The 24,614-nt window shown below is 67.7% G+C and carries 25 protein-coding genes; 13 read left to right on the top strand and 12 right to left on the bottom strand.

Annotated features, from left to right (window positions below; genetic code table 11):
* Nucleotides 1-4: 4 nt before the first annotated feature.
* The 5 genes from A6B37_RS09125 to A6B37_RS09105 all read right to left on the bottom strand — a co-directional run bounded on the left by A6B37_RS09125 (nucleotide 5) and on the right by A6B37_RS09105 (nucleotide 5,505).
* Nucleotides 5-814 (bottom strand): SDR family NAD(P)-dependent oxidoreductase, encoded by an 810-nt coding sequence (locus A6B37_RS09125; RefSeq protein WP_111825590.1) that lies wholly within the window; start codon nucleotides 812-814, stop codon nucleotides 5-7.
* Between the two features lie 14 nt (nucleotides 815-828).
* The gene (locus A6B37_RS09120) at nucleotides 829-1,533 is read right to left on the bottom strand and encodes an ABC transporter ATP-binding protein (RefSeq protein WP_102776246.1); all 705 of its coding nucleotides are present in this window, start codon (nucleotides 1,531-1,533) and stop codon (nucleotides 829-831) included.
* The gene (locus A6B37_RS09115; RefSeq protein WP_102776245.1) at nucleotides 1,526-3,307 is read right to left on the bottom strand and encodes a branched-chain amino acid ABC transporter ATP-binding protein/permease; all 1,782 of its coding nucleotides are present in this window, start codon (nucleotides 3,305-3,307) and stop codon (nucleotides 1,526-1,528) included. Before A6B37_RS09115 ends, A6B37_RS09120 begins: the two co-directional genes overlap by 8 nt.
* 24 nt (nucleotides 3,308-3,331) lie before the next feature.
* Nucleotides 3,332-4,198 (bottom strand): branched-chain amino acid ABC transporter permease, encoded by an 867-nt coding sequence (locus A6B37_RS09110; RefSeq protein ID WP_111825589.1) that lies wholly within the window; start codon nucleotides 4,196-4,198, stop codon nucleotides 3,332-3,334.
* Between the two features lie 107 nt (nucleotides 4,199-4,305).
* Nucleotides 4,306-5,505: an ABC transporter substrate-binding protein gene (locus A6B37_RS09105; RefSeq protein WP_102776243.1), complete on the bottom strand. Its 1,200-nt coding sequence runs from the start codon at nucleotides 5,503-5,505 to the stop codon at nucleotides 4,306-4,308.
* A 321-nt stretch (nucleotides 5,506-5,826) separates the two neighbouring features.
* Here A6B37_RS09105 and A6B37_RS09100 point away from each other — a divergent pair, with 321 nt between their 5' ends.
* Together A6B37_RS09100 and A6B37_RS09095 are read left to right on the top strand one after the other, a co-directional pair.
* Nucleotides 5,827-6,609 carry an SDR family oxidoreductase gene (locus A6B37_RS09100; protein WP_111825588.1) on the top strand — a complete coding sequence of 261 codons (783 nt, stop codon included), beginning with the start codon at nucleotides 5,827-5,829 and terminating at the stop codon, nucleotides 6,607-6,609.
* A gap of 32 nt (nucleotides 6,610-6,641) precedes the next feature.
* A complete protein-coding gene (locus A6B37_RS09095; protein ID WP_102776241.1) occupies nucleotides 6,642-7,577 on the top strand; it encodes a 3-keto-5-aminohexanoate cleavage protein in 936 nt (311 codons plus the stop codon).
* Between the two features lie 22 nt (nucleotides 7,578-7,599).
* Here A6B37_RS09095 and A6B37_RS09090 read toward each other — a convergent pair whose 3' ends face one another.
* On the bottom strand, nucleotides 7,600-8,667 hold the full coding sequence (locus A6B37_RS09090; protein ID WP_111825587.1) for a glycerol dehydrogenase: 1,068 nt from the start codon (nucleotides 8,665-8,667) through the stop codon (nucleotides 7,600-7,602).
* 9 nt (nucleotides 8,668-8,676) lie between these two features.
* A complete protein-coding gene (locus A6B37_RS09085; RefSeq protein ID WP_102776239.1) occupies nucleotides 8,677-9,381 on the bottom strand; it encodes a GntR family transcriptional regulator in 705 nt (234 codons plus the stop codon).
* A 125-nt stretch (nucleotides 9,382-9,506) separates the two neighbouring features.
* On the opposite strand from A6B37_RS09085, the gene A6B37_RS09080 reads away from it, so the two are divergent.
* The 7 genes from A6B37_RS09080 to A6B37_RS09050 all read left to right on the top strand — a co-directional run bounded on the left by A6B37_RS09080 (nucleotide 9,507) and on the right by A6B37_RS09050 (nucleotide 15,439).
* On the top strand, nucleotides 9,507-10,364 hold the full coding sequence (locus tag A6B37_RS09080) for a transketolase (RefSeq protein WP_168202158.1): 858 nt from the start codon (nucleotides 9,507-9,509) through the stop codon (nucleotides 10,362-10,364).
* Nucleotides 10,365-11,351, top strand: a complete 987-nt coding sequence (locus A6B37_RS09075; protein ID WP_111825586.1) for a transketolase C-terminal domain-containing protein — start codon at nucleotides 10,365-10,367, stop codon at nucleotides 11,349-11,351.
* 15 nt (nucleotides 11,352-11,366) lie between these two features.
* Nucleotides 11,367-12,170 (top strand): shikimate dehydrogenase, encoded by an 804-nt coding sequence (locus A6B37_RS09070; protein ID WP_102776237.1) that lies wholly within the window; start codon nucleotides 11,367-11,369, stop codon nucleotides 12,168-12,170.
* A 19-nt stretch (nucleotides 12,171-12,189) separates the two neighbouring features.
* Nucleotides 12,190-13,782 (top strand): GMC family oxidoreductase N-terminal domain-containing protein, encoded by a 1,593-nt coding sequence (locus A6B37_RS09065; protein WP_111825585.1) that lies wholly within the window; start codon nucleotides 12,190-12,192, stop codon nucleotides 13,780-13,782.
* A 17-nt stretch (nucleotides 13,783-13,799) separates the two neighbouring features.
* Complete coding sequence (locus A6B37_RS09060) at nucleotides 13,800-14,510, top strand: glutathione S-transferase (RefSeq protein ID WP_102776235.1); 711 nt, start codon at nucleotides 13,800-13,802, stop codon at nucleotides 14,508-14,510.
* A gap of 94 nt (nucleotides 14,511-14,604) precedes the next feature.
* The gene (locus A6B37_RS09055; RefSeq protein ID WP_102776280.1) at nucleotides 14,605-14,829 is read left to right on the top strand and encodes a DUF1653 domain-containing protein; all 225 of its coding nucleotides are present in this window, start codon (nucleotides 14,605-14,607) and stop codon (nucleotides 14,827-14,829) included.
* Between the two features lie 4 nt (nucleotides 14,830-14,833).
* Complete coding sequence (locus A6B37_RS09050; protein ID WP_111825584.1) at nucleotides 14,834-15,439, top strand: 3'-5' exonuclease; 606 nt, start codon at nucleotides 14,834-14,836, stop codon at nucleotides 15,437-15,439.
* Between the two features lie 152 nt (nucleotides 15,440-15,591).
* Here the strand turns inward: A6B37_RS09050 and A6B37_RS09045 are convergent, their stop codons facing one another.
* Nucleotides 15,592-15,882, bottom strand: a complete 291-nt coding sequence (locus A6B37_RS09045) for an antibiotic biosynthesis monooxygenase family protein (RefSeq protein ID WP_102776233.1) — start codon at nucleotides 15,880-15,882, stop codon at nucleotides 15,592-15,594.
* Between the two features lie 480 nt (nucleotides 15,883-16,362).
* On the opposite strand from A6B37_RS09045, the gene A6B37_RS09040 reads away from it, so the two are divergent.
* Together A6B37_RS09040 and A6B37_RS09035 are read left to right on the top strand one after the other, a co-directional pair.
* On the top strand, nucleotides 16,363-16,830 hold the full coding sequence (locus tag A6B37_RS09040) for a hypothetical protein (protein ID WP_102776232.1): 468 nt from the start codon (nucleotides 16,363-16,365) through the stop codon (nucleotides 16,828-16,830).
* A 42-nt stretch (nucleotides 16,831-16,872) separates the two neighbouring features.
* Nucleotides 16,873-17,556 (top strand): hypothetical protein, encoded by a 684-nt coding sequence (locus A6B37_RS09035; RefSeq protein WP_102776231.1) that lies wholly within the window; start codon nucleotides 16,873-16,875, stop codon nucleotides 17,554-17,556.
* Between the two features lie 13 nt (nucleotides 17,557-17,569).
* Here the strand turns inward: A6B37_RS09035 and A6B37_RS09030 are convergent, their stop codons facing one another.
* Nucleotides 17,570-19,924, bottom strand: coding sequence for a DUF3772 domain-containing protein (locus A6B37_RS09030; RefSeq protein WP_246842481.1), 2,355 nt, complete (start codon nucleotides 19,922-19,924; stop codon nucleotides 17,570-17,572).
* Nucleotides 19,925-20,198: 274 nt separating this feature from the next.
* Nucleotides 20,199-21,113, bottom strand: coding sequence for a LysR family transcriptional regulator (locus A6B37_RS09025; RefSeq protein WP_111825583.1), 915 nt, complete (start codon nucleotides 21,111-21,113; stop codon nucleotides 20,199-20,201).
* Nucleotides 21,114-21,356: 243 nt separating this feature from the next.
* Here A6B37_RS09025 and A6B37_RS09020 point away from each other — a divergent pair, with 243 nt between their 5' ends.
* Complete coding sequence (locus tag A6B37_RS09020) at nucleotides 21,357-22,874, top strand: acetyl-CoA hydrolase/transferase family protein (protein ID WP_111825582.1); 1,518 nt, start codon at nucleotides 21,357-21,359, stop codon at nucleotides 22,872-22,874.
* A gap of 12 nt (nucleotides 22,875-22,886) precedes the next feature.
* Here A6B37_RS09020 and A6B37_RS09015 read toward each other — a convergent pair whose 3' ends face one another.
* On the bottom strand, nucleotides 22,887-23,801 hold the full coding sequence (locus tag A6B37_RS09015) for a LysR substrate-binding domain-containing protein (RefSeq protein WP_102776228.1): 915 nt from the start codon (nucleotides 23,799-23,801) through the stop codon (nucleotides 22,887-22,889).
* A gap of 124 nt (nucleotides 23,802-23,925) precedes the next feature.
* Between A6B37_RS09015 and A6B37_RS09010 the strand changes: the two genes are divergently transcribed.
* The gene (locus A6B37_RS09010) at nucleotides 23,926-24,180 is read left to right on the top strand and encodes an isoleucyl-tRNA synthetase (RefSeq protein WP_246842438.1); all 255 of its coding nucleotides are present in this window, start codon (nucleotides 23,926-23,928) and stop codon (nucleotides 24,178-24,180) included.
* A gap of 245 nt (nucleotides 24,181-24,425) precedes the next feature.
* Here the strand turns inward: A6B37_RS09010 and A6B37_RS26155 are convergent.
* A partial coding sequence (locus tag A6B37_RS26155; RefSeq protein WP_210405788.1) for a hypothetical protein occupies nucleotides 24,426-24,614 on the bottom strand: 189 nt, incomplete at its 5' end.

Below are 24,614 nucleotides of genomic sequence, written 5' to 3'. Positions count from 1 at the left end.
GGCCTCAGGTCATCAGCCATCCGCCGGCCACGTCCAGCACCTGGCCGGTGACGAAGCGCGCCTGGTCCGAGGCGAAGAACAGGCAGGCGTCGGCCACTTCCTGCGGCGTGCCCAGGCGGCGCAGCGCCGTGGCCTGCGCCACGGCGTCGTTGATTTCCCTGGGCACGGTGCGCAGCAAGGGGGTGTCGATGCGGCCGGGCGCCAGGGCGTTGACCGTGACCTGGTGCCCGCCCAGTTCGGCGGCCCAATGCCGGGTCAGTCCGATCAGCGCGGCCTTGGTCGCCGCATAGTGGGCGGCCACGATGTCGCAGTACGCCTTACCGGCCACCGACGACATGTTGATGACGCGCCCGCGCCGCTGCCCGACCATGTGCGGCGCGGCCAGCCGGGTCATGTAGAACACGCTGTTCAGGTTCACCGCCACCACCGCTTCCCATTCCTGCGGTGGCATTTCCCAGACCTTGAGCGCGCGCCCGTCGGTCTTGGGCGAGATCCCGACGTTGTTGACCAGGATATCCGCCGCGCCCAGCTCGCGCGCGAGACGGTCGTAGGCGGCCTGGCAGTCTTCGTAGCGCGCCACGTCCGCATGCACGAAACAGACTTCGTGGCCGCGCTGGCGCAGCGCTTCTTCGTAGGCCTGGCCGGCCTGCGAATTGAAGTCGATCAGGCCCACGCGCGCGCCTTCGGCCAGGAAGCCTTCGACGATGGCCGAGCCGATGCCGCCCACGGCGCCGGTCACGATGGCGGTCTGGTTGCTGAAGCGCGCGCCGGGATCGCGGCGCGGCCGGCTTGCTTGCGGCTTTCCATAAGGCATGGTGTTTCCTGGAGTCAGTGGCCGAGATAGGCTTTTTTCACGTGCGGGTCGCCGAGCAGTTCGGCGCCGGTGCCCGAGCGCACGATGACGCCGTTTTCCAGCACGTAGCCGCGGTCGGCCAGCCGCAGCGTGCGGAACACGTTCTGTTCCACCAGCAGCACGGTCATGCCGTGCGCGGTCACGTCGCGGATGATGTCGAACATCTGCTGCACCAGCAGCGGCGACAGGCCCAGCGAAGGCTCGTCGAACACCAGCAGCTTGGGATCGGCCATCATGCCGCGCGCGATCGCCACCATCTGCTGCTCGCCGCCGGACAGGGAGCCGGCGTACTGGCCCAGGCGTTCCTTGACGCGCGGGAAGATGGCCAGCACTTCGTCCAGCTTGCGCTGCACGATGGGGCGGGCTGCACGCTTGTACGAGCCCATCAGCAGGTTGTCGCGCACGGTGAAGTGCGGAAACAGCTGGCGGCCCTCGGGCACCATGGTGATGCCGGCGTCGACGATGTCGTAGGGCTTGTGGTTGGTGAGGTCGCGGCCCTCGAATTCGACCCGGCCTTCCTGGGCCGCGATCACGCCGCACAGGGTCTTGAGCGTGGTGGTCTTGCCGGCGCCGTTGGCGCCGATCAGGGTCACGATCTCGCCGGCGCGGACTTCGAAATTCAGGCCGTTGAGCACCTGGCTCTTGCCGTAGCCGGCGGACAGGTTCGAGACCTTAAGCATCCTGATACTCCTTGCCCAGATAGGCTTCGATGACCGCGGGATTCTCGACCACGTCCTGCGGCGCGCCGCTGACCAGCACCGCGCCCTCGTTGAGCACCACGATGCGGTCGGACAGCGCCATGGTGGCCTGCATCATGTGTTCGATCAGCAGCACCGACACGCCCGAATCGCGGATGCGCCGGATCATCCGGATCGACTTCTCGATATCGGTGGGGTTCAGGCCCGCCATTACTTCGTCCAGCAGCAGGATGCGCGGGTTGATCGCCAGCGCGCGGGCGATCTCCAGGCGCTTCATGCCGCCCACGGTCAGGCTGCGGGCCTCGGCGCCCAGGTACTTGACCAGGTCGGTCTGCTCGGCGATTTTCAGCGCGATCTGCTCGGCCTCGTCGCGGTCGGCGGTGCGGATGAAGGCGCCCAGCATGATGTTCTCCAGCACGGTCAGGCCGGTGAACGGCTTGGCGATCTGGAAGGTGCGGCCCAGGCCCTGGTGCGCGAACTCGTCGGGCGTCTTGCAGGAGACCCAGTTGCCGTGGGCGTCCAGCATCGAGACGCTGCCCTTGTCCGGCGCCAGAAAGCCCGACAGCAGGTTGAACACCGTGGTCTTGCCCGCGCCGTTGGGTCCGATCATGCCCAGGATCTCGTTCCGGTTCAGCGTCAGCGACACGTCGTTGGTGGCGCGCAGGCCGCCGAAGCTCTTGAACAGATTCTCGGCCTTGAGCACCGGCTGCTCGGTGCGCACGGCGTCGTGCAGGCGCAGTTCGTCGGCCAGCTTGCGCCCGGCCCGCGGCGTGCCCAGGTAGGGCAGGCGCGATAGCCAGCGCTCGACGGTGGGGCCGAAGGCGCCGGCCAGGCCGTGCGGGATGGTCAGCACCACGGCCACCAGGATCAGGCCGTAGATCAGCCCGTGCATGCCGTTGCCCACGCTGCTGAGCCAGCCGCGCGCCAGTTCGGCGATGGGCAGCACCAGGAAAGTGCCGGCGATCGGTCCGATCACCGTGCCCAGCCCGCCGATCAGGGCGAACATGGCGATCTGGATGGACAGCTCCAGCGAGAACGCCGAACTGGGATCGACGAAGGTCAGGTAGGTGATGTGGAAGGTGCCGATGATGCTGGTCAGCATGGCCGAGATCACGGCCGCCAGGATCTTCATGCGCACCGCGTGGATGCCGACGGCCAGCGCCGCGTCCTCGCGTTCGCGGATGGCGATCAGGTAGTGGCCGACGCGCGATTTGCGGACGTACCAGGACACCCACAGCACCAGCAGGAACAGGCCGAACGCGATGATCACGTAGTTGATCTTCTCGCGGAACACGATCCACTTCCAGCCTATGTTCAGCGGCAGGCTGATGCCGCTGGAGCCGCCGGTCCAGCTTTCTTCGTGGATCACCAGCAGGCGAACCACTTCGAGGATGGCGATGGTGGCCAGCGCGAAGAACGGGCCGCGCAGCCGCAGGGTGGGGTAGCTGATCAGCACGGCGACGCCCGCCGAGATGAGGGCGCCGGCCAGCATGCCGATCCAGGGCGAAATGCCCCAGTTCTGCGTCAGCAGCGTGGCGGTGTAGCCGCCGATGCCGTAGAACACCGCGTGGCCCAGCGAGAGCTGGCCGGCGTAGCCGCCGACGATGTTCCAGGCCACCGACAGCGCCGAGAACACGAACAGCAGCACGAAAAGATTGGTCCACAGCGGCGTGGCCAAAACGACGGGCGCAATGAACATCGCGGCCAGCAGGATGAGGCTGACGTAGGCTTTGGGATGCCGGATATCGGGAAACACGTTTTTCGCTCCTGGTTTTGCGGGTCACTCGGTACCGACGCCGAACAGTCCGTTCGGGCGCAGGACCAGGATCAAGAGGAAGATCCCGAAGTACACGACCTCTTTCAGGTCGGGGGCGATATAGAAGCCGGCCAGCGTGTCCACGATGCCGATGATCATGGACCCCGCCACCGCGCCGTACAGGCTGCCCAGTCCGCCCAGCACGACGATCACGAACGCCGTCAGCACGAAATACGTGCCCACGGTGGGGAAGACCGGATACTGCGGCGCCAGCAGGCCCGCGGCGATGCCGACGAAGGCCGTGCCCAGGCCGAAGGCGATGGCGTAGACGGTGTTGACGTTCACGCCCATCAGCGTGGCGGCGTAGCGGTGCTGCGCCACGGCCCGCAGCGCGCGGCCCAGGTAGGTGCGGTGCATGAAGACATGCAGCAGCACGGCCAGGCCCAGCCCGATCACGAAGGTGACGAGCTGCCCGGTCACCAGGGAATACGCGCCCACGCCGATGGCGTCGGTGCCCAGTTCGACCGGTGCGCGGTAGACGTTGGCGCTGAATATCACCAGCGCGAGATTCAGCAGGATGGTGGACACGCCCACCATGGCGAAGATCTGGATGTGCTGGTCGGCGTTGAGCAGCGGCTGGATGATGGCCTTCTGCGTCAGCGCGCCCAGCGCGAACAGGACGATGGCGACCGGCACCAGGCCGGCGTAGGGATGCACGCCGAGTTGCGCGGCGATCAGGTAGACCATGTACATGCCCACCATCAGGAACTCGCCGTGCGCGAAGTTGATGACGCGCACCACGCCGAAGATCAGCGTCAGCCCCAGGCTGATGATGGTGTAGGCGCCGCCCAGCAACAGGCCGTTGATGACCAGTTGAACGAAAAGATCCATATGACAACCTCAGAGAGCGGGCAGCGGACCCGGCCCGGGCCGGGGAGCGGTCCGGGCCGGGGCGCGCGGGCCCCGGGGGATACGTCAGGTGCGCGGGGCGCCCGGGCTTACTTCTTGAAGATCGGCTTGCCGAGCGCGAGGCTGTCGGGCGCGATGGTGACGAGCTTGCCGTCCTGCCACTGCATCACGTAGAACGTGGATGCGTTGTTCTGGCCGTCTTCGCCGAAATCGAAGGCCCAGCCGTTGGCCGTCTGGCCGGCCGGCTTCTTGTAGGCCAGGACCGCGGCCCGGATCTTGTCCTTGTCGGTGGACTTGGCGTTGCCGATGGCTTCGAAGAAGGCTTTGGCGCCGACGTAGTTGGTCAGGCTGTGGCCCGATTGCGGGTCGCTCTTGTAGGCGCTGCGGTAGGCCTGCAGGAACTTGTCCAGCCCCGGCGCGCCGGCCGGATCGATGGACGCCTGCGGGAAGTCCAGGTCGAACACGCCGTTCATGTCGGCGCCCACGGCCTTGGCCGTGTCGGTCAGGGAATAGCCGCCGCCCGCGCCGATCACGACCTTGGGCTTGAACCCGGCCGCCCGCGCCTGGCTGAAGAACAGGATGGCGTCGTTCTGGTAGGCCGTGTGCAGCACCACGTCGACCTTGGCGCCCTTCAGGCGCAGGATCAGCGACGACAGGTCGACGGTCTTGGCGGAGTAGGGCAGGACCTCGGCCACCGTGTAGCCCAGTTCCTGCGCGCGCTTTTTCTCGGTCGCCGCCACGTCGGTGCCGTAGGGGCCGTCTTCGTGGATGATGCCGATCTTGACCTGCTTGGGATCGAGGCCCATGCCGGGCGCGACGATCTCGTGCAGCGCGTTGATCACCGCAACGCCGTACAGCGCCGTGTTGGGGTTGCTGCGGAACAGGTATTGGTAGTTGCGCGTGGTGATTTTGTGGGCGGTGGCGCCCAGTTCGAAATACGGCACGCCGGCCAGTTCCGCGACCGGCGAGGCCGCGTACGAGATGCCGGAGGCATAGCTGCCGAACACCCCGACGACATTGGAAGAGATCAGGCGCTTGGTTTCCGACACCGCCTGGGTCGGATCGACCGCGTCGGCCTTGATGATTTCGATCTTCTCGCCGTTGACGCCGCCGGCCGCATTGATTTCCGCGACCGCCAGTTCCAGGCCGCGATAGCTTTCCTGGCCGAGCAGGGCGAGCGCGCCGCTGAACGGAAACAAGGCCCCCACCTTCATGTCCGCCATCGCGGTTCCCGTCGCCAATGCGCCGCATACCCCCAGCGCCAAAACAGTCTTCTTGAACTTGATCACGCTACGCTCCTTTGTCGGTATGGGATGCGGGATTTTTCTGTTCCCGTCTTTTTTTGAATATATGATATATCCGTCGTCGGGGTGACGTTTCCCGCTTTGGATTCTAGTGGGGGCCTGAACCCGACGAATCGGGGAATTCCCTAAAGTATTGTAAATACACGCTTAGTTGACGATTAATGCGGCTATATGCCGTATTTTCGGCCTGCGGCAACGGAATGGACACACGCCGTTTCAGATGGCTGAAAAATCAGATGGATCTTAATTTGGACATATATCGTATATCCTAAAAAAGCCCGCATACCGGGCCAGGGAGACAGGGATATGTTTGATGAAGTGACTTTCGCCGGCAAACGGGTGCTGATCACCGCCGGCGCCGACGGGCTGGGGCTGGAGATGGCGCGGGTGTTCCGCGGCGCGGGCGCCGAGGTATTCGTGTGTGACGTGAACGAAGCCCGTCTGGCGGCGCTGCCGGCCGAACTTCCCGGCGTGCACACCGCCCTGGCCGACGTCGCCGACGAAGCCAGCGTGGCGGCCTTGTTCGCCGCGGTCCGCCGGCAGCTCGGCGGGCTCGACATCCTGGTCAACAACGCCGGCGTGGCCGGCCCCACCGGCTATGTGGAAACCCTGTCGAAGGCCGACTGGGACCGCACGCTGGCCGTCAACATCACCGGGCAGTTCCTGTGCGCGCGGCAGGCCATCGGCCTGCTCAAGGAGTCGCCCGCGGGCGTGATGATCAATATGTCATCGGCCGCGGGCCATCTGGGCTTTGCCGGCCGTTCGGTGTATTCGGCGTCGAAGTGGGCGGTGATCGGCTTTACCAAGTCGCTCGCCATCGAGCTGGGCGGCTACGGCATCCGCGTCAACGCGATCCTGCCGGGCGCCGTCGAAGGGCCGCGCATACGCGCCGTGATCGCGGCCAAGGCGCAGACGCTGGGCCGTCCGGTCGAGGAAATCGCCGCGCAGTACGAAAGCCAGGCCGCGCTGGGCCGCATGGTCACGGCGCGCGACATCGCCAACATGGTGCTGTTCAACGCCAGCGAGGCCGCCGGCAGCGTGACCGGGCAGGCCATCGTGGTCGACGGCTTCACGCAGAAGCTCTATTGAACCGAAACGCCAGGAATCCAACGGAGAACAGCATGGCCAAGCCCAGACAGAAAGTCATCATCACCTGCGCCGTGACCGGCGCCATCCACACGCCCAGCATGTCGCCGCACTTGCCGGTGACGGCCGACGAGATCGCGCAGGCGGCCATCGGCGCGGCCGAGGCGGGCGCGGCGGTGCTGCACCTGCACGCGCGCGATCCGCAGACCGGCAAGCCCTCGCAGGACCCGGCGCTGTTCAAGCCGTTCCTCGAACGGATCAAGGGCGCGACCGACGCCATCGTCAACATCACCACCGGCGGCAGCCCGCATATGACGGTGGAAGAACGCATGAAGCCGGCCGTGGCCTTCAAGCCGGAGCTGTGCTCGCTGAACATGGGGTCGATGAACTTCGGCCTCTTTCCCATGCTGGGCCGCTTCACTGAATTCAGGCACGACTGGGAACGCGAGCATCTGGAGAACAGCCGCTCGCTGGTGTTTCGCAATACCTACCAGGACATCGAAACCATCCTGAGGCTGGGCGACGCCAACGGCACGCGCTTCGAGTTCGAGTGCTACGACATCAGCCACCTGTACAACCTGGCGCATTTCGTCGACCGCGGCCTGGTGAAGTCGCCGCCCTTCATCCAGTCGGTGTTCGGCATCCTGGGCGGCATCGGGCCGCATCCCGAAGACCTGATGCACATGAAGCGCACCGCCGATCGCCTGTTCGGCGACGAGTACGAGTGGTCCATTCTCGGCGCCGGCCGCGCGCAGATGCCGCTGGCCACCATAGGCGCGGCCATGGGGTCGAACGTGCGCGTGGGGCTGGAGGATTCCCTGTGGATCGGGCCGGGCCGCATGGCCCAGTCCAACCGCGAGCAGGTCGAGCGCATCCGCACCATACTGGAAGCGCTGAACCTGGAGATCGCCACGCCGGAAGAAGCCCGTGCCAAGCTGGGCCTCAAGGGTAAGGACCAGGTCGCGTTCTGAGGCCGCGGCCGCCGCCGCCGGCTCAGGCGTGGCGGCGCAGGGCCGCGGCCAGCGCGCCGGCGTCCAGCGCGCGGTCGAAGTTGGCGGCGTGGCGGGCCTTCAGGGTCAGCTCGGCGGCCAGCGCCAGTTCCGCGTCGCTGGGGTCGCCCGCGCCCAGCTCGCGCAGCGTGGCGGGCAGGCCCACCTGGGCGTACCACTGCCGCAGATCGGCCAGCATGTCGTCGGCGCGCTGTTCCAGGTCCAGCTGCACCAGCAGGCCCAGCGCCACCTGCAGGCCGTGCGGCGCGCCGGCCAGCCCGCCGATGCGGGGCAGCCCGCGCGTGAGCGCATGGGCGATGGACAGGCCGCCGCTTTCGAAACCGAGACCGCTCATGAGGATCATCGCTTCCACCACGCGCTCGAACGCGGGCGTGGGCTGGCCGCTGCCGGCCGCGGCCATGGCGTCGGCGCCGTCGGCCAGCAGCGTGCGCAGGCAGCCGTCGGCCAGGAATTGCGCCGCCAGCGGCGGCGCGCCGTCGTACATGTTCATGCCGCCGTTGCGCCGGCATTGTTCGGCTTCGAACTTCTTCGAGACCGCGTCTCCCAGGCCCGCGCGGAAGAAGTGCGCGGGCGCGGAGGCGATCACGGCGGTGTCGACCAGCACGATGGTGGGGTTGAACAGCATGTGCTCCACCGCCAGGAGCTGGTGATGGCTGTCGTACAGCACGTAGTTCTTGCTGGTGGGCGCGTCGTTGGAGGCCACCGTGGGCACGGTGATGAGATGGCAGTGCAGCGATCGGGCCACCGCCTTGCCGGCGTCCAGCGCCTTGCCGCCGCCTACCGCGATCACCATGCCGGCGCCGCTGGCCGCCGCCTGCGCGCGCAGGCCGGCGACGGCGTCGGGCGTCAGGTCGCCGTCGACCGTGAGCGCGGCCAGTTCGACCTGATGGGCGGCGCACAGCGCCTCGATCCGCGGCCCCAGCAGGGCGCGCACGTGGCTGTCGATGACCAGCGCCGCGCGGCTGCCGAACAGCGCGGCGTAGCGGCCCAGCGCGTCCAGCGCGCCGGCTCCCTGGATGTAGCGGCTCGGGGCGCCGAAAATCTTCAGCATGGCATGCGCCTATTTGCGGGGAGGAGGGCCACGGTAGTCGAGCTCCTTTTCACGTTCCACCAGCCAATCGATCATGATCTTGCCGCCCCAGACCAGGTCGGCCTGGATGGCTTTGCGGGCGGCTTCGGAGTCGCGCGCGGCCAGGGCCTGCAGCACCGCTTCGTGGCGGTGCTCGTTCTGCGAATAGTCCAGCCCCGAGGTCTTGACGTGGAAGACCTTGAGGATGGGGCCGGTGATCACCCAGAACGACTCCACCGTGTTGCGCAGTATCGGCTTGCCGCTGGCTTCCAGGATGGCGAAGTGGAACTTGCGGTTCAGGTAGCTGGCGCGCTTGGGATCGGTGGCGGTGTGGGAAATGAACTCGCGCTGCAGCGCGACCAGGTTGTCCAGCTGCTTGCGCGTGATGTTCTGCGCGGCCTCGGCCGCGCCCATGCCTTCCAGGTGAAAACGGATCTGCTGGATCTCGCGCAGCTTTTCGGAATTGACGTACGGCACGTAGACCGCGGTGGCCGCCTGCATTTCCAGCCCCTGTTCGCTGATGAGCCGGAAGATGGCCTCGCGCACGGGCGTGATGGAAACCCCCATTTCCTGGGCCAGTTCGCCAATGATGAGGCGCTCTCCCGGTTCGTACTGCCCGTTGATCAAGGCGTTGCGGATCTCGTTGTAGACCTTGACGGAGAGGTTCTCTTTTTTTACGGGTTTGAGGCTCGACATAACGGTTGCGGATCGGCTGTATCGATGGAGCGGCGGGGCGCGGGATGCATTCTATCCCGCAATGACCAATACGCGCTAAGCTAGTATATTATATATCATATATTCTGTTGAAAGCAGGAGACGGCATGGAACAGCGCTGCGCAACCCCCTCAGAGGCGGAGGTCCGGCTGCTGCGGGAAAAGGCCCGCCACATCCGGCTGGAGACCATCCGGCTGATCGAAATCGCCAAGGTCGGCCACTACAGCTCGGTGTTCTCGTGCGCCGAGATTTTTGCCGCGCTGTACTACGGCGTCATGCGCCTGCGCCGCGGCGACCCGCGCTGGCCGGACCGCGACCGTTTCCTGATGGGCAAGGGGCATGCGGCGGTGGGCCTCTTTCCCGTGCTGGCCGATCAGGGCTTTTTCGATCCGGCGCTGCTGGACGGCTACACCCGGCTGGGCAGCCCGCTGGGCGACCACCCCGACATGAGCAAGGTGCCGGGCGTCGATTTCAGTTCCGGCTCCATCGGCCATGCCTTGTCCAACGGCGTGGGCATGGCGCTGGGCGGCCGGATGAACCGGCGCGACTTCAGCGTGTTCGTGATGCTGGGCGACGGCGAGATGCAGGAAGGGCAGGTCTGGGAAGCGGCCCTGTTCGCCGCGCACCACCGCCTGTCTCGGCTGATCGCCATCGTCGACCGCAACGGTTACCAGCTCGACGGCAAGGTCGACGATGTGATGGGCGTGGAATCGCTGCGCGAGAAATGGCAGGCGTTCGGCTGGGAGGTGCACGAGGTCGACGGCCACGATCCGGCGGCCCTGACCGCGCTGCTGCGCCGCCTGCGCGCCGACGAGGCGCGCGACCGGCCGGCCTGCGTGATCGCCCGGACCGTCAAGGGAAAGGGCGTCTCCTTCATGGAGACCGAGCCCGGCTGGCACCTGGGCTATCTGGCGCCGCAGGACGCGCAGGCCGCTATCGACGAAATCATGTCCCGCGAGATCTGAATGGCACAAGCAAACCCGCTCTCCCCCGACTCCTGGCAGTACCGCGCGCTGAACGCGGTGAACCCCGGGCTTTCCTATCTTGCCGACGCCCTGATCGCGCTGGCCGCGCAAGGCCACCCCGTGGTGGCCGGGTCGGCCGACCTGCAATATTCCAACGGTCTGCATCGTTTCGCGCAGGCCTATCCGGACCGCTACGTACAGTTCGGCATATCCGAGCAGAACATGGTGTCGGCGGCGGCCGGCCTGGCCACCACCGGGATGATGCCCTTCGTCGCGACCTTCGCCTCGTTCCTGGGCCTGCTGTGCTGCGAACAGATCCGCATGGACGTGGCCTATACCGGGCTGCCCGTGCGCCTCATCGGCCATCACACCGGCATCAGCCTGGGGTTCTACGGCACTTCGCACCACGCCACGGAAGACATTTCCACGATGCGCGCCCTGGCCGGCCTGACCGTGGTGTCGCCGGCCGACGGGCCGCAGCTGGCCAGCGCCATCAAGGCCTCGGTGGACTGGCCGCAGCCCATCTATTTCCGCATCGGGCGCGGCCGCGACCCGCAGGTCTACGAAGACGGCGCGCCGTTCGAATTCGGCCGCGCCATGGTCCATTCCCACGGCAGCGACCTCAACATCATCGCCTGCGGCATCACCGTGCACGCCGCGCTGGCCGCCGCCGCGCAGCTGGGCGCCGAGGGCTGGTCCGTGGGCGTGATCGACATGGCCACCATCAAGCCGCTGGACCGCGAGGCCGTGCTGGCCGCCGCCGGCCGCTCTTCCGCGCTGATGACGGTGGAAGAACACAACGTGCTGGGCGGGCTGGGCTCGGCCGTGGCCGAAGTGCTGGCCGACGCCGGCTGCGGCGTCCGCCTGCGCCGCCACGGCATTTACGACCAATACAGCCTGATCGCGCCGCCCGCGACCCTGTACGCGCACTACAGGCTCGACGCCGCCGGCATCGGCGAGGTCGCGCGCGAACTGCTCAAAGCTTGAACCACGGAGAACCCAATGAAGGAAATCAGCGGCAACACCCGCCTGTTCGGCATCCTGGCCGATCCCATCCACCATGTGAAGACGCCGCAGCGCATGAACGAGCATTTCGCCCGCATCGGCTTCGACGGCGTGTGCGTGCCTTTCCACGTGCGGCCCGACGGCCTGGCCGACGCGGTGGCGGCGCTGCGGCGCTTGAACAACCTGGGCGGCGTCATCGTCACCATGCCGCACAAGACCGCCATCCTGGAACTGGTCGACGAGGCCAGCCCCGTGGCGCGCGCGATAGGCGCGGCCAACGTGGTGCGCCGCGACCCGGACGGCCGGCTGGTCGCGCACATGCTGGACGGCGAGGGCTTCGTCCGCGGCCTGATCGAGGCCGGCGTCGCCCCGCAAGGAAAAAGCGCCTACCTGGCGGGCGCCGGCGGAGCCGCGAACGCCATCGGTTTCGCGCTGGTGCAGGCCGGCGTATCCAGGCTGACCATCGCCAACCGCACCGTGGCCAAGGCCGAAGACCTGAAGCAGCGCATCCTGTCGCTGCATCCCGGCGCGGACATCGCCATCGGCACGCCCGATCCCTCGGGGCATGACCTGGTCGTCAACGGCACTTCGCTGGGCATGAAGCCCGACGATGCGCTGCCGCTGGACACGCAGCGGCTGACGCCGGACCAGCTGGTCTGCGAAGTCATCATGCAGCCGCGCGATACCGCGCTGCTGCTGGCCGCCCAGGCCCGCGGCTGCAAGGTGCACTACGGCGCGCCCATGCTGGCCTGCCAGATCGAACTGATGGCGCAGATGCTGGGCGTGCCGGACGCCGCCTGAGGCCCGACCCGCAACGACCATGGGCGAATACGATTTCATCATCGCCGGCGGCGGCACCGCCGGCTGCATCCTGGCCAACCGCCTGAGCGCCGACGGCAGGCACCGCGTGCTGATGCTGGAGGCCGGGCAGCAGCCGCGCAGCATGTGGATCTCGATACCCGCGGGCTTTTCGCGTCTGCTGGTCGATCCGGATTACAACTGGCGCTTCGCCACCGAGCCGGAAGACAACGTATACGGGCGGACCATCCCCGTGCCCCGGGGCAAGGGCGTGGGCGGCTCGACGCTGATCAACGGCATGATCTACGTGCGCGGCCAGCCCGGCGATTACGACGGCTGGGAAGCCGCCGGCGCCGCCGGCTGGAACTGGACGCTGGCCGCGCGCCTGTTCCGCAAGATCGAGCGCTACGAGCGGGGAGGCGAGGGCCGCGGCACGGACGGCCCCATGCGCCTGGAAGAGGTGGCTGAACGCTATCCGGTGTCCGACGCGTTTCTGCGCGCCGCGCAGGAAGACGGCCAGCGCCTGAACCCGGACTACAACAGCGGCGACCAGGAGGGCGTGGGCTACTACCAGGTGCTGCAGCACCGGGGCCGCCGCTGGAGCGTGGTGGACGGCTATCTGCGGCCCGCGGCCGGCCGCAGGAACCTGACCGTCGAATGCGGGGCGCACGTGACGCGGCTGCTGTTCGAGGGCAGGCGCTGCACGGGCGTGGTCTATCGGCAGGACGGGCGCGAGCACACCGTGCGGGCCGCGCGCGAGACGCTGCTGTGCCTGGGGGCGGTGCAGTCGCCGCAACTGCTGGAACTGTCCGGCGTGGGCAGCCCGGCGCTGCTGCAATCGCTGGGAATCCCGCTGGTGCATGCGCTGCCGCAGGTGGGCGAAAACTATATCGACCACTACGCCACGCGCATGAACTGGCGCGTCAAGGGCACGGTGACGCTGAACGAAATGTCGCGCGGCTGGCGGCTGGCGCGGCAGGTGGCGCGCTACTACGCCAGCCGCAAGGGCATTCTGACGCTGGGCACGGGGCTGGTGCACGGCTTCGTCAAAAGCGCGCCGGACCTGTCGGCGCCCGACGTGCAGTATTTCTTCGTGCACGCCAGCTACGCGAACGCGGCCGAACGCATCCTGGACCGCGAACCCGGCATGACGATAGGCGTGGCCCAGCTGCGCCCCGAATCGACGGGTTCCATCCACATCAAGTCCGCGGACCCGCTGGCCGGGCCGGCCATCCGCCCCAACTTCCTGTCGGCCCAGGTGGACCGCGACAGCCTGGTGGGCGGCATGATGGCGGCGCGGCGCATCGTCGGCCAGCCGGCCCTGCGTCCCTATGTGGCCGCGGAAATGAGCCCGGGCGCGGACGTGCAGCGCTACGATGAATGGCTGGACTTCGCGCGCCGCAACGGCCAGACCATCTACCATCCCATCGGCACCTGCCGCATGGGCTCGGATGACGGCGCCGTCACCGACGCGCGCCTGCGGGTCAACGGCGTGTCGGGCCTGCGGGTGGTGGACGCCTCGGTGATGCCCAGGATGGTGTCCGGCAATACCCAGGCGGCCGTCATGATGGTGGCCGAGCGGGGCGCGGAGATGATCCTGGAGGACGCGCAATAACCGGAAAAGGAGCTGGCATGACATACGACCTTTGGTATTGGGACGGCATCCCCGGACGCGGGGAGTTCGTGCGCCTGGCGCTGGAGGCGGGCGGCATCGCCTACCGCGAGCGCGCGCGCGAACCCGGCGCCGACGGCGCCACGCTGGCCGCCGACATGGCCGCGCGGCGCGAATATCCGCCCTTCGCGCCGCCGTATCTGGTGGCCGGGAAAATGACGCTGGCGCAGACCGCCAACATCCTGCTGTTCCTGGGAGAAAAGCACGGGCTGGCGCCCAAGTCCGTGGAAGGGCGGCTGTGGGTCAACCAGTTGCAGCTGACCATCGCCGACATGGTGGCCGAAGCCCACGACACCCACCATCCCATCTCGTCGAGCGACTACTACGAAGACCAGAAGGCCGAGGCGGCGCGGCGCGCGCGCAGCTTCCGCGAGGAACGCATGCCCAAGTTCCTGGGGTATTTCGAGCGGGTGCTGGAAGGACAGCAGGCCTGGCTGGCCGGCGGCGAGCGCTGGACCTATGCGGACCTGTCCTTGTTCCAGCTGGTCGACGGCCTGCTCTATGCCTTCCCGAAGCGCATGGCGACGCTGGCCGCGTCCTATCCCAAGGTCATGGCGCTGCATGCGCGCGTGGCGGCGCTGCCCGAGCTGCAGCCGTATTTCCAGAGCGGCAGGCGCCTGCCCTACGGCGACGGCATTTTCCGCCGCTACCGCGAGCTGGACGCGGCCTGATCCGCGCCGGTGCGCTATAAACTCGGTATCGTCCGAACCTTCAGGCCCGGTCATGCACCGCCATGCCCGGGCCATATTGCTGCCGCAGTCCTCCATGACCGAATCCGAAGCCCTGGCTCTCGCCTCGCACCGCCACTACAAGGGCGGCCTGTACCGCTACGTGGGCACCGCCCGCCATTCCGAAACCGAAGAATCCCTGGTCGTATACGAACACCTGTGGCCGCACGAACGCGGGCTGTGGGTGCGTCCGGCGGAGATGTTCTTCGGGAAGCTGGACGACGGCAGGCCGCGTTTCGCGCCGCTGGCTTCGGCGCAGTGAAGCCATGAGCTATTTCTACCGACGGCCGCGCGCGGCCGGCGCGGCGGCGGGCCGCAAGGCCGAGGCCCTGAGCGACGCGCTGCAGGCATTGCGCGGCCCCTTCATCGTGGCCGACCTGGAAACCACCGGCCTGTCCACCGCCACCTGCGAGATCCTGGAATTCGCCGCCGTGCGCGTGGGCGCGGCCGGCGCGCTGGAGCGCGAGTACACGCAGGTGGTGCGCACGCGCGGCCCGGTGCCGTCGTTCATCACCCGCCTGACCGGCATCACGCAGGCCGAGGTGGACCGCCACGGCGTGCCGGTGACGCAGGCGTTCTCGTCTTTCCTGGACTTCGTCGAAGACCTGCCGGTGTTCTTCCACAACGCGTCCTTCGACCGGCGCTTCCTGGGCGCGGCAGCGGACCAGACCGGCATGCCGTTTTCCAACCCCACCCACTGCACGCTGGCGCTGGCCCGCCGCGCCTGGCCCGAACTGCCTTCGCACAAGCTGGAGATCCTGGCCCGCCACGTCGGCGCGTCCAACCCCACGCACCGGGCGCTGGCCGACGTGCGCACCACCGTGGCGGTGGCGCTGGCGGCGGGGTCGTTATTGGGGGTTGGCGCTGGCTGATGGGTTTCGCGCGTTCGATGGTCGCGTTCCGGCCTAAAGACTCTCGCGCTGGACCCATCCTACGATCGTGAGGCCGTAGGATGGGTGCAGCGCGAGACATTCGATATAAAAAACCGCTGCGGAACGCGCGTAACCCATCGCTCCGTCCCCCCTCAGATCACCTTCTGCTCGTGATGCACCTGCGGCGGCTCGACGAAAAAGCCCGCCACCAGCTTGCGCCATTCCTGGAAATCGCTGGATTCGCGGAAATCGACCATGTGGTTTTCAACGGTCTCCCACTCCACCACCAGCGTGTAGCGCTGCGGCAGTTCGATGCTGCGGTACAGCTCCATGCCGTGGCAGCCGCGGGCCCGCAGGAACAGCGGCTTGGCCTGCGCCACGCCGGCCTCGAACAGCGCTTCCTGCCCCTCGCGCACGTGGATGCTGGCAATCTCCTGGATCATGGTCTTGTCTCCCTGTGATGGATGAAGCCGGCAGCGGCCGGCGGCGCAGATAGTATGGCCGAAAAAGGCGGTATTCAGCCGTACGACAGCTTGACGGCGCTTGCGGGAAATGCAGGGACGGCCCCGTCGCCCGCGCGTCCTAGTGCAGTTGCCGCAGGCGCGCGCCGGCCTTCCCATCCATCGGGCCGAGTGCGGCGCGCGGCGCGGCCGTCGCAGCCCTTTGCGTTTCGTCCATACGCATGGTCCGCGCGCGACGTGTTCGCACATTTGGCCGGATGTGTTACCGGCCCGGATCGTCCGGCGGGAGTCGGTCGCCCGTTCAGCCGATATCGACGGATCTAGGACGGCGCAATCATTCCGTACCAATACGAAAGTCCCAGGCCTTTCGTCATTGTCCGGAGGGCTGGGAGGGTAACGGTCCGCGCCGGTCGGTCGCCGGCAGCCATGCATCCGTGCAAGCACGGATCGGGAGGAGCTCAAATGAAAAAGCTCGCAGCAGTCGCCGCGTTGTCCCTGTTCGCCGCCACCGCCTACGCCACCGGCCCCGGCGGTTCGGTGACGGTCCATTCCGGCGCCATCAACGGCACCGTGTCATCCATCTCCACCGGCAGTTCCGTGGTGGCCACCCAGATCAACGGCTACGGTTCGTCCAGCCAGACCTCGTTCGGTGAAACCGGCGGCGTGGCCCAGGCAGGAGGCAGCTTCGGTCCGGACGGAACGCAAGTCGTCACCAGCACGCGCCAGTACGCCACCAGCGAGTCGTACGGCAGCGTGTCGGGCAACGCGCCCATCATGGTGGGCGACAGCATCGCCAACGGCGGGGCCTCGTTCGGGCAGACCGAGACCAGCGCCTCGGCCACCGGGACGTTCCACGCGGCGAACGTGGGGGCGTTCGGGGCAATACACGGCATCGGCGCGGTAGGCCATGTCGCAGGGTTCAATCACTGACCCCTGACCGGACGGCTGCGGCCGTCCGGTAGAGGAGACATCATGAAGACCATAGCGCTTGCCATGACGCTGTCGCTGGCCGCGTTCTCCGCCGCGGCCCAGACCAGCAGTTCCAGTGCCACGACGTCGGCGACCTCGGGCTCGACCAATGCCGGCAACAACCAGGGCATCACCTTCAATTCCAGCAACGGCGGCTCCAGCACGCTGCGCAGCGCGCCGCCGGTGGGCGGCCAGAGTTTCTACGGCTCGTTTTCGTCGGACAGCTGCATGGTTTCCGCCGGAGGAGGCGGTTCCGTGGTCGGCTTCGGCATGAACGTGGCGATCCCGATCGAGGACCAGAAGTGCAGCCTGCGGCGCAACTTCGAACGCACCATGCAGGCGGCCGCGTCCACCAAGGACGCCGACCGGGCGCGGCGCCTGGAGACGGCCGCCATCGACATCCTGTGCCAGACCGACGACCGCACCAAGGCCGCGCTGGTGGCGCAGGGGCTTTGCACCAATCCCGCGCTGACCACGGCGGATCACCGATTCGACGGCGCCGCCGTGGCGCAGGTCGCGCCGTCGGCGCCGGTGCTGGCCGAACGCCCGCCCCTGGGCCAGCCGCTGCCGCCGGCGGCCCAGGCCTATCCCGTGCGCTCGGTGCGCAGCGCCGCGCTGGCCTCGCCGCCGCTGCGCAATCCCAGGCTGGACCAGCAGGCCTTCGCGGACCTCTACACGCCGGGCTGAGCCCGCCGGCCGCTCAGGGCGCGGGATGCGCGCCCGGCGCCGGCGCGGCCGCCTGCATGGGCGGCAGTTCCGGGGCCGAGGCCAGCAGCATGGTGGGCGGCGAAGAGACCTCCAGCCCCGCATCGTGCAGCCGCTTGAGCACGGTGAACAGCAGGGCGCTGCGCACCCCGTACGCTGCCCGCGGCGAGGACACGTAGCCCTTGGCGTTGAAGATCAGGTGGCCGCCTTCGATGCCGTCCAGGAACACGTTCGGCGCCGGCGTCTCCAGCACGTCCTCGTGGTCGGCGAAGGCCTGCAGGATCAGGTCGTGCACCTGTTCGGCGTCGGTGGAAAGGGGCAGCGGCAGCTTGATCTGGACCAGGCCCAGCGGGTTGGAGCGGGTCACGTTGCGCACGGTCTTGGTGACGAACTCCGAGTTCGGCACGATCACCGTCGAGCGGTCGCCCATCTGGATCTCGGTGGCGCGCACGTTGATGCGCAGGATGTCGCCCTCCACGCCGCCCAGCGAGACCCAGTCGCCCACCTTGACCGGACGTTCGGCCAGCAGGATCAGGCCCGACACGAAGTTCTGGACCACCGCCTGCAGGCCGAAACCGATACCCACCGACAGCGCGCTGGCGATCCACGCCACCCGTTCCAGGCCGATGCCGGCGGCCGACAGCGCCAGCGCCACGGCGGTCACCACGCCGGCATAGCCGAACAGCGTGGCGGCCGACAACTGCATGCCGGGGTCCAGCTCGGTGGTGGGCAGATAGCGGTTGGACAGCCAGCGCTTGAGCATCTTCACGCCCAGCAGCGACAGCCCCAGCACCAGCAGCGCCTGCAGCACCGCGCCCGGGCGGATCTGCGCCTCGCCGATGGCCAGGCCCTTGCGCAACTGGTCGAAGCGCTGCAGCAGGTCGGTGGGCGCTTCGCCGAACGGCGCCAGCAGCAGCGTGATGGCGAGCAGCCCGACGGCCACCCGGCCGACGCCGGACAGCAGCACCGCGGCCTGGTCGCGGATGCTGGGGGCTTCGCGCTCGCTGTCGCGGTGCGAAGTGCCCAGCAGCGTGCCGAAACCGTCTTCGATCAGGGTCGAGGCCAGATAGGCCGAGGCCAGCACGATGAGCGTCCACAGCGTCTGCTTGACCAGGAAGCTGCCGAACGCCACATAGCCGGCCAGCAGGCTGGCCAGGCTCAGTATCAGCACGGTCCAGATGGCGCTCAGCAGCAGCGACACCCAGAAAGGAATGGGCGCATCGCTTTCCTGCATCGCGCGGCGGCGCAGCCGGCGGCCGATGGCCAGCACCGCGCCGATCAGGGCCATGGTCATGACGGCGACGATGCCGGTCAGCGTGATCGTCGTCGTCAGGCTGGCGTTGAGCAGCACGGGCAGGCGCTCGGCCAGCCAGATCATCACCACCAGCACGCCCACCACGCCGGGCACCCAGCGCAGCCGCGTCGCCACGAGGTCGCTGATCGGCGGCAGGCGCCACGAGGGCCGGTTCGAGGACAGCAGCGCATAGCCCAGGCCGGACACGTAGCCGCCGAAACAGACCGTCGCCACTAGGTTGGCCAGCAGCGACGACGTGTTGTCGCTCAACTGCGAATTCCAGTCCAGGCCGACGTGGATCAGCAGCGCGATGATGCCCGGCGTGGCCACCGCCATGGCCACGTGGGTCAGCGCCAGGAACGAGCGCCGCAGCCGGCCCGGCGGCACGCGGGTGGCGGTCAGGCGCAGCAGCAGGCGGCCGATCCAGATGCGCAGGGCGATCGTCAGCGCGGCCGCGGCGGCCAGCAGCAGCCAGCCTCTTTTCGGGGTCTGCCCGACCGCGGTCGACAGGTTATCGCCCAGGTCCTCCAGGCGTTCCAGGTCGCGCGGGAATTCCGCGCGGAACTCAGTCCAGAACGGGTCGGAGAGAAAGGAGTCGCGCCGCTCTCCCAGGCGCGCCTGGAACTGGGTGCGGCGCTGCGCCGAGATCTGTTCCGCGGTCTGCCCGGCGTCCACCGACAGCAGCCGGGCCAGCTTGATCTGCGCGTCCAGCGCGCGGTTGCTCTTTTCCAGCTGCGCGCGCTGCGCGGCCACGTCCGGCGCTTCCTTGGCGCCTTCGGGCGGCGTGCCCAGTTCGCTCAGCTTGGCCGCCACGCTGGCCAGTTGCGGCGCCAGCGCCTCGGCCGCGGCGTCCGCCTTGGACTGGATGTCCAGCGCTTCGCCGCGCTGCTTCACCAGGCTGGCGTCGTCGGTTTCGTCGGCCACGCGCTTGCGGATCTCGTCGATCTGCTTGCGCGCCGAGCCCAGCATGGCTTCGGTATCGGCCGGGGTGGGCGGCGAGGCCGCGACGGCGGGAAACAGGAACAGCGCCAGCAGCAGGGCCGCGACCAGCGCCATGAGCGAGGACGGCCGGGCGCGGCCGGTCCGCAGGGGCAGGGTAGAGGGAATAGGAATCATGTTTCAGGGCGAGTGGCTCGCATCGAGGCGGCAGCATAACAAGCCGCAGTCCTGCCCATTGCAACAAAAACTGGTGCTATGGCCCCATTTTTAACCCGGCCGCGATCGTCGCCAGCGGGCCGGCTGCGCGGCTATTGAAAAAAGGGGCGGATTGACGGGAGCGGCGGCCGGCGCCGGCGCCCGCAATCCAAGTTTACGTGGCCAACGTTTGGATTCAACTGGCCCGGCGCGCCGGCGCGTTTTTCGGCTTGCCCAGCACTTCGTCGCACACCTCCAGCCAGGCGCGCGCCGCGTGCGACAGGTAAACCGATTGCTGCCAGATATGGCCGACTTCCCACTGGATGCCGGACTTGGCCAGTTTGGCCGTGCTCAGGCCGCGCGTCTTGATCCGCTGCATCAGCGGCTCGGGCAGGAGCGCCACGCCCAGGCCCGCGGAAGCCATGGCCACCAGGAAATCCCAATGCGCGCTCTGCGCCGCGATGCCGGGCTGGAAGCCGGCCTCGGCGCAGGCCTGGCGCAGGCGCCGCGTGATGGCGAAATCGTCCGTGGGTATCAATAGCCGCGCCTCGCGCAGCGCGCCCAGCGGCAGCGAGGTCTTGCCCGCCCACGGCGCGTCCGGCGGCCCGATCGCCCAGATGGGATAGCGGCCGAAGGGCTGGGCGGCCAGCCCGCCGTCGGGCGCGATCGGCAGGATGGTGGCGCCCACTTCAAGTTCGCCGCTTGCGACCAGCCCCTCGACCGCCTGCCCGGTGCCTTCGCGCAGGGTCAGGTGGATGCCGGGATGGCGCTCGCGAAAGCGCTTGACCACCGGCGTGAACAGCAGATTGATCATGGGCGGAATGCCGACCTCCAGCGCGCCGCGGCGCAGGTCCGTGGTCTGGCGCAGCTCGTCGGCGAGCTGGCGCATGGTCTCCAGCACCTGCAGCCCGCGCTGGTACATGACCCGGCCGGTATCGGTGGGGCGCGCGGTGTGGCCGTCGCGGATCAGCAGCGGCGTGCCGGCCTCGTCCTCCAGCTGGCGAATCATCTTGCTGACCGTCGATTGCGTCACGAACAGCGCCTTCGCGGCCTGCGTGAAGCTGGCATGCCTGACGGTTTCGACGAAATACCGCAATGCGCGCACGTCCATGGTCCGCGGCCCTCCCTTGCGCGCCATGCGCGGCTATGAGCAAACGATGAAAAAAACGACTGGATTGGATGATTTTAAGTCATTACGAGATTTGGGCCGGCCTTCCTATACTGCCGGAAAATCGTCCCTGGGCCGCCACGATCCGGCCGTGGGATCTCGGGAAACGCCGCGTCAGACGGCGCCTGGGCGCCAGGCTTCGCCGCGCCCCGCCGCCAGCCGTTGGCCCTTGAATCTGGAGACACCATGCATCTCGACCGTATCCGCCACCCTGGGCTGCGCGCCAAGATCACGTCCGCCGAACAGGCGGCTTTGCTGGTTCAGGACGGCATGACCGTCGGAATGAGCGGCTTCACCCGCGCCGGCGACTGCAAGTCTGTGCCGGCGGCGCTGGCGGCCCGCGCCGAGCGCGAGCCGCTGTCCATCACCCTGATCACCGGCGCCTCGCTCGGCCACGATACGGACAAGCTGCTGGCGCAGGCCAACGCCCTGGCGCGCCGCATGCCGTTCCAGGTCGACACCACGCTGCGCCGCAAGATCAACCAGGGCGAGATCGCCTTCATCGACCAGCACCTGTCCGAAACCGTCGAACAGCTGCGCGCCGGCCATATCGGCCCCGTCAACGTGGCCATCATCGAGGCCGCCGCCATTACCGAGAGCGGCGCCATCGTGCCGACGATGTCGGTGGGCAACTCCGCCTCGTTCGCGCAGCAGGCCGACCGCATCATCATCGAACTGAACCTGAGCGTGCCCGCCGCCATCGAAGGGCTGCACGACATCTACGTGCCCGCCGACAGGCCGCAGCGCCAGCCCATCGGCCTGGTGTCGCCGGACCAGCGCATCGGCCAGACCTGTATCGAGGTCGACCCGGACAAGATCGCCGCCATCGTCATCACGAGCGAGCCGGACAGTCCCTCGAACGCCTTGCCGCCCGATGCCGAGACCAACGCCATCGCCGGCCACATCAACGCCTTCCTGCGCGGCGAAGTCGAGGCCGGCCGCCTGGACAATTCGCTCCTGCCGCTGCAGGCCGGCATCGGCACCATCGCCAACGCCGTGCTGCACGGATTCGAATCGTCCGGCTTCGAACGGCTGACCATGTACTCGGAGGTGCTGCAGGACAGCGCCATCGAGCTGCTGGACCAGGGCAAGCTGGCCTTCGCCTCGGCTTCGTCGATCACGGTGTCCAAGCCCGTGTACGAAAAAATCCTGGCCAACATCGAGCATTACCGCGAACGCATCGTGCTGCGGCCGCAGGAAATCAGCAACGCGCCGGAAATCGTGCGCCGCCTGGGCATCATCGCGATCAACACCGCGCTGGAGTTCGACATCTACGGCAACGTGAATTCGACCCACGTGGGCGGCACGCACATGATGAACGGCATCGGCGGTTCGGGCGACTTCGCGCGCAACGCGCACCTGGCCATCTTCGTATCCAAGTCCATGGCCAAGAACGGCGACATCTCCAGCGTCGTGCCCATGGTGTCCCACGTCGACCACACCGAACATGACGTGGACGTGCTGGTCACCGAATGCGGACTGGCCGACCTGCGCGGCCTGGCCCCGCGCGAACGCGCCCGCGCCATCATCCGCAACTGCGTGCATCCTTCGTACCGCGACGCCCTGCAGGACTACTTCGACCGCGCCTGCGAACGCGGCGGCCAGACCCCGCACCTGCTCGAGGAAGCGTTCTCCTGGCACCAGCGCTTCAATGAAACGGACTCGATGCAGCCCGCTGCGCCCACGGCGCGCAAGGTCGCCTGAGGCGGGGCGGCGTTATTTCGCCGCGGGGCCGGCCAGGCTGCGGCGCGACATCTCCAGCTCGTCGCGCAGCCACTGCTTCAGCGCCACCAGCGGCCCCCAGTCGCGCAGGCTGGGGCGATAGACCAGGTGATAGGTCTGCTCCTGCTCGTAATGGACGCTGACGGGCGAAACCTGCACCAGCCGTCCGGCGCATAGCGCGTCGGCCGCGAGCAGCTCGCGGCCCAGCGTGACGCCCAAGCCCTGCTCGGCCGCCTGCAGCATCATGCCGGCATCATTGAACGAAGCCACCGGCGTCACCGGCGTGCGCAGACCGGCCGCATTGAACCAGTGCTGCCACATCTCGCGTTCGCCCAGCAGGGGCTGGCGCGCCAGGGTCTGCGGGCTGCAATCCGGCAGCGCCGCCGCCGTCTCCGGCGAGGCCAGCACGATCAGCGGCAGGGGCACATCGAACAGCGGTTCCGATTCCACGCCCGGCCAGGGGCCGCGCCCATAGCGCAGCGCGGCATGAAAACCGTCGCGCAGCAGGTCGGCGACCTGCTGGGAAGAATCGATCTCCAGCGCCAGCCCCGGATGGCGGCTGCGCCAGCGCGCCATGCGCGGCAGCAGCCAGCGCTGCGCGAAGGACGGCAATACCGACACCCGCAAGCGTTGCTCGTCGCCGGTGGCGGCGGCCGACGCCGCCAGCACGCCTTCGTCCAGTTGCGTCAGCGCGCCCTGCACGGCGCACAGCAAGGCGGCGCCCGCGCTATTGAGCACGATGCCGCGCCCGCTGCGCTCGAACAGCGGGAAGCCCAGTTGTTCTTCCAGGCCCTTGATCTGTTGGCTGACGGCGCTGTGGGTCAGGTGCAGGCGCTCGGCGGCCGCGCGCAGATTCTGCAATTCGGCGACCGCACGGAAGGCGGGCAGGGTGTTCAGGGGCAGACGCATGGCGCACCGGGGGCGGGACATTGATTGGTCATCATAGCTTACCGATAACCGGCAAACAATTCGATTTTCTGCGGCTCGATGGGCTATTACGCTTACCAAACACCTAGCCCCTATGGAGTCAGCCATGTCTGCGCATACCTGCTCTACCTCTCCCGTCGCGGTTTCCCACGCCACGGCGACCCATGCATCCGGCAACCTTGCCGGTTGGCTGTGGTCCTGCTATCTGGGGTACCGCGCCAGGAATCGCCTGCGCCGACTGGCCGCGGATCTGGACGAACACATGCTGCAGGACGTGGGAGCGCCCGACTGGCTGGTCAGCGAAGCCACGGTCAACCGGGAGCTGGCCCGCCTGCGCGATGCGAACTATCTGCGCTGGTAAGCAGGCCGGCCGTGCCGCCGCTTCCGCTCTCTATATATAGAGAACGAAGAGAATGGCGCGCGGCCGCCACCTTTGCCGAAAACTTGTGCTATAGTCTCGCTCCTTCGCAGTTCGGACAGTTTGTCGAACCGCGGGGCCAGGCAAGCATCATTGCATGGATCGCGCAAATCAGGCAGAAGTCAGTTGCGCAATTCGAAAATAATGTGCTATAGTCTTGGGCTTGGCAGTTACCGAAACACTAGGGTTTACCCTGATATTTCGATAGCTGCCAAAGAGGAAAGGGGCTGAAGAGGCCGCGGCAGAAAAGCAAAGCGATAAGCGACGCTGACTTGACAAGCGATAAAAACTTCTTCATAATCTCGTTTCTCTGCTGACACAGCGACCGTCGCGAAAGCGAAGTTGCTGCGAGGCGGGCAGTAAAGAATTTGGCAGTA

Source organism: Achromobacter sp. HZ01 (assembly GCF_003267925.1).
In the GTDB taxonomy this organism is placed as follows: Bacteria; Pseudomonadota; Gammaproteobacteria; order Burkholderiales; family Burkholderiaceae_B; genus Achromobacter; species Achromobacter pulmonis_A.
The sequence above is the reverse complement of the archived record's forward strand: the minus strand, read 5'-3'. Positions and strand labels throughout refer to the sequence as shown.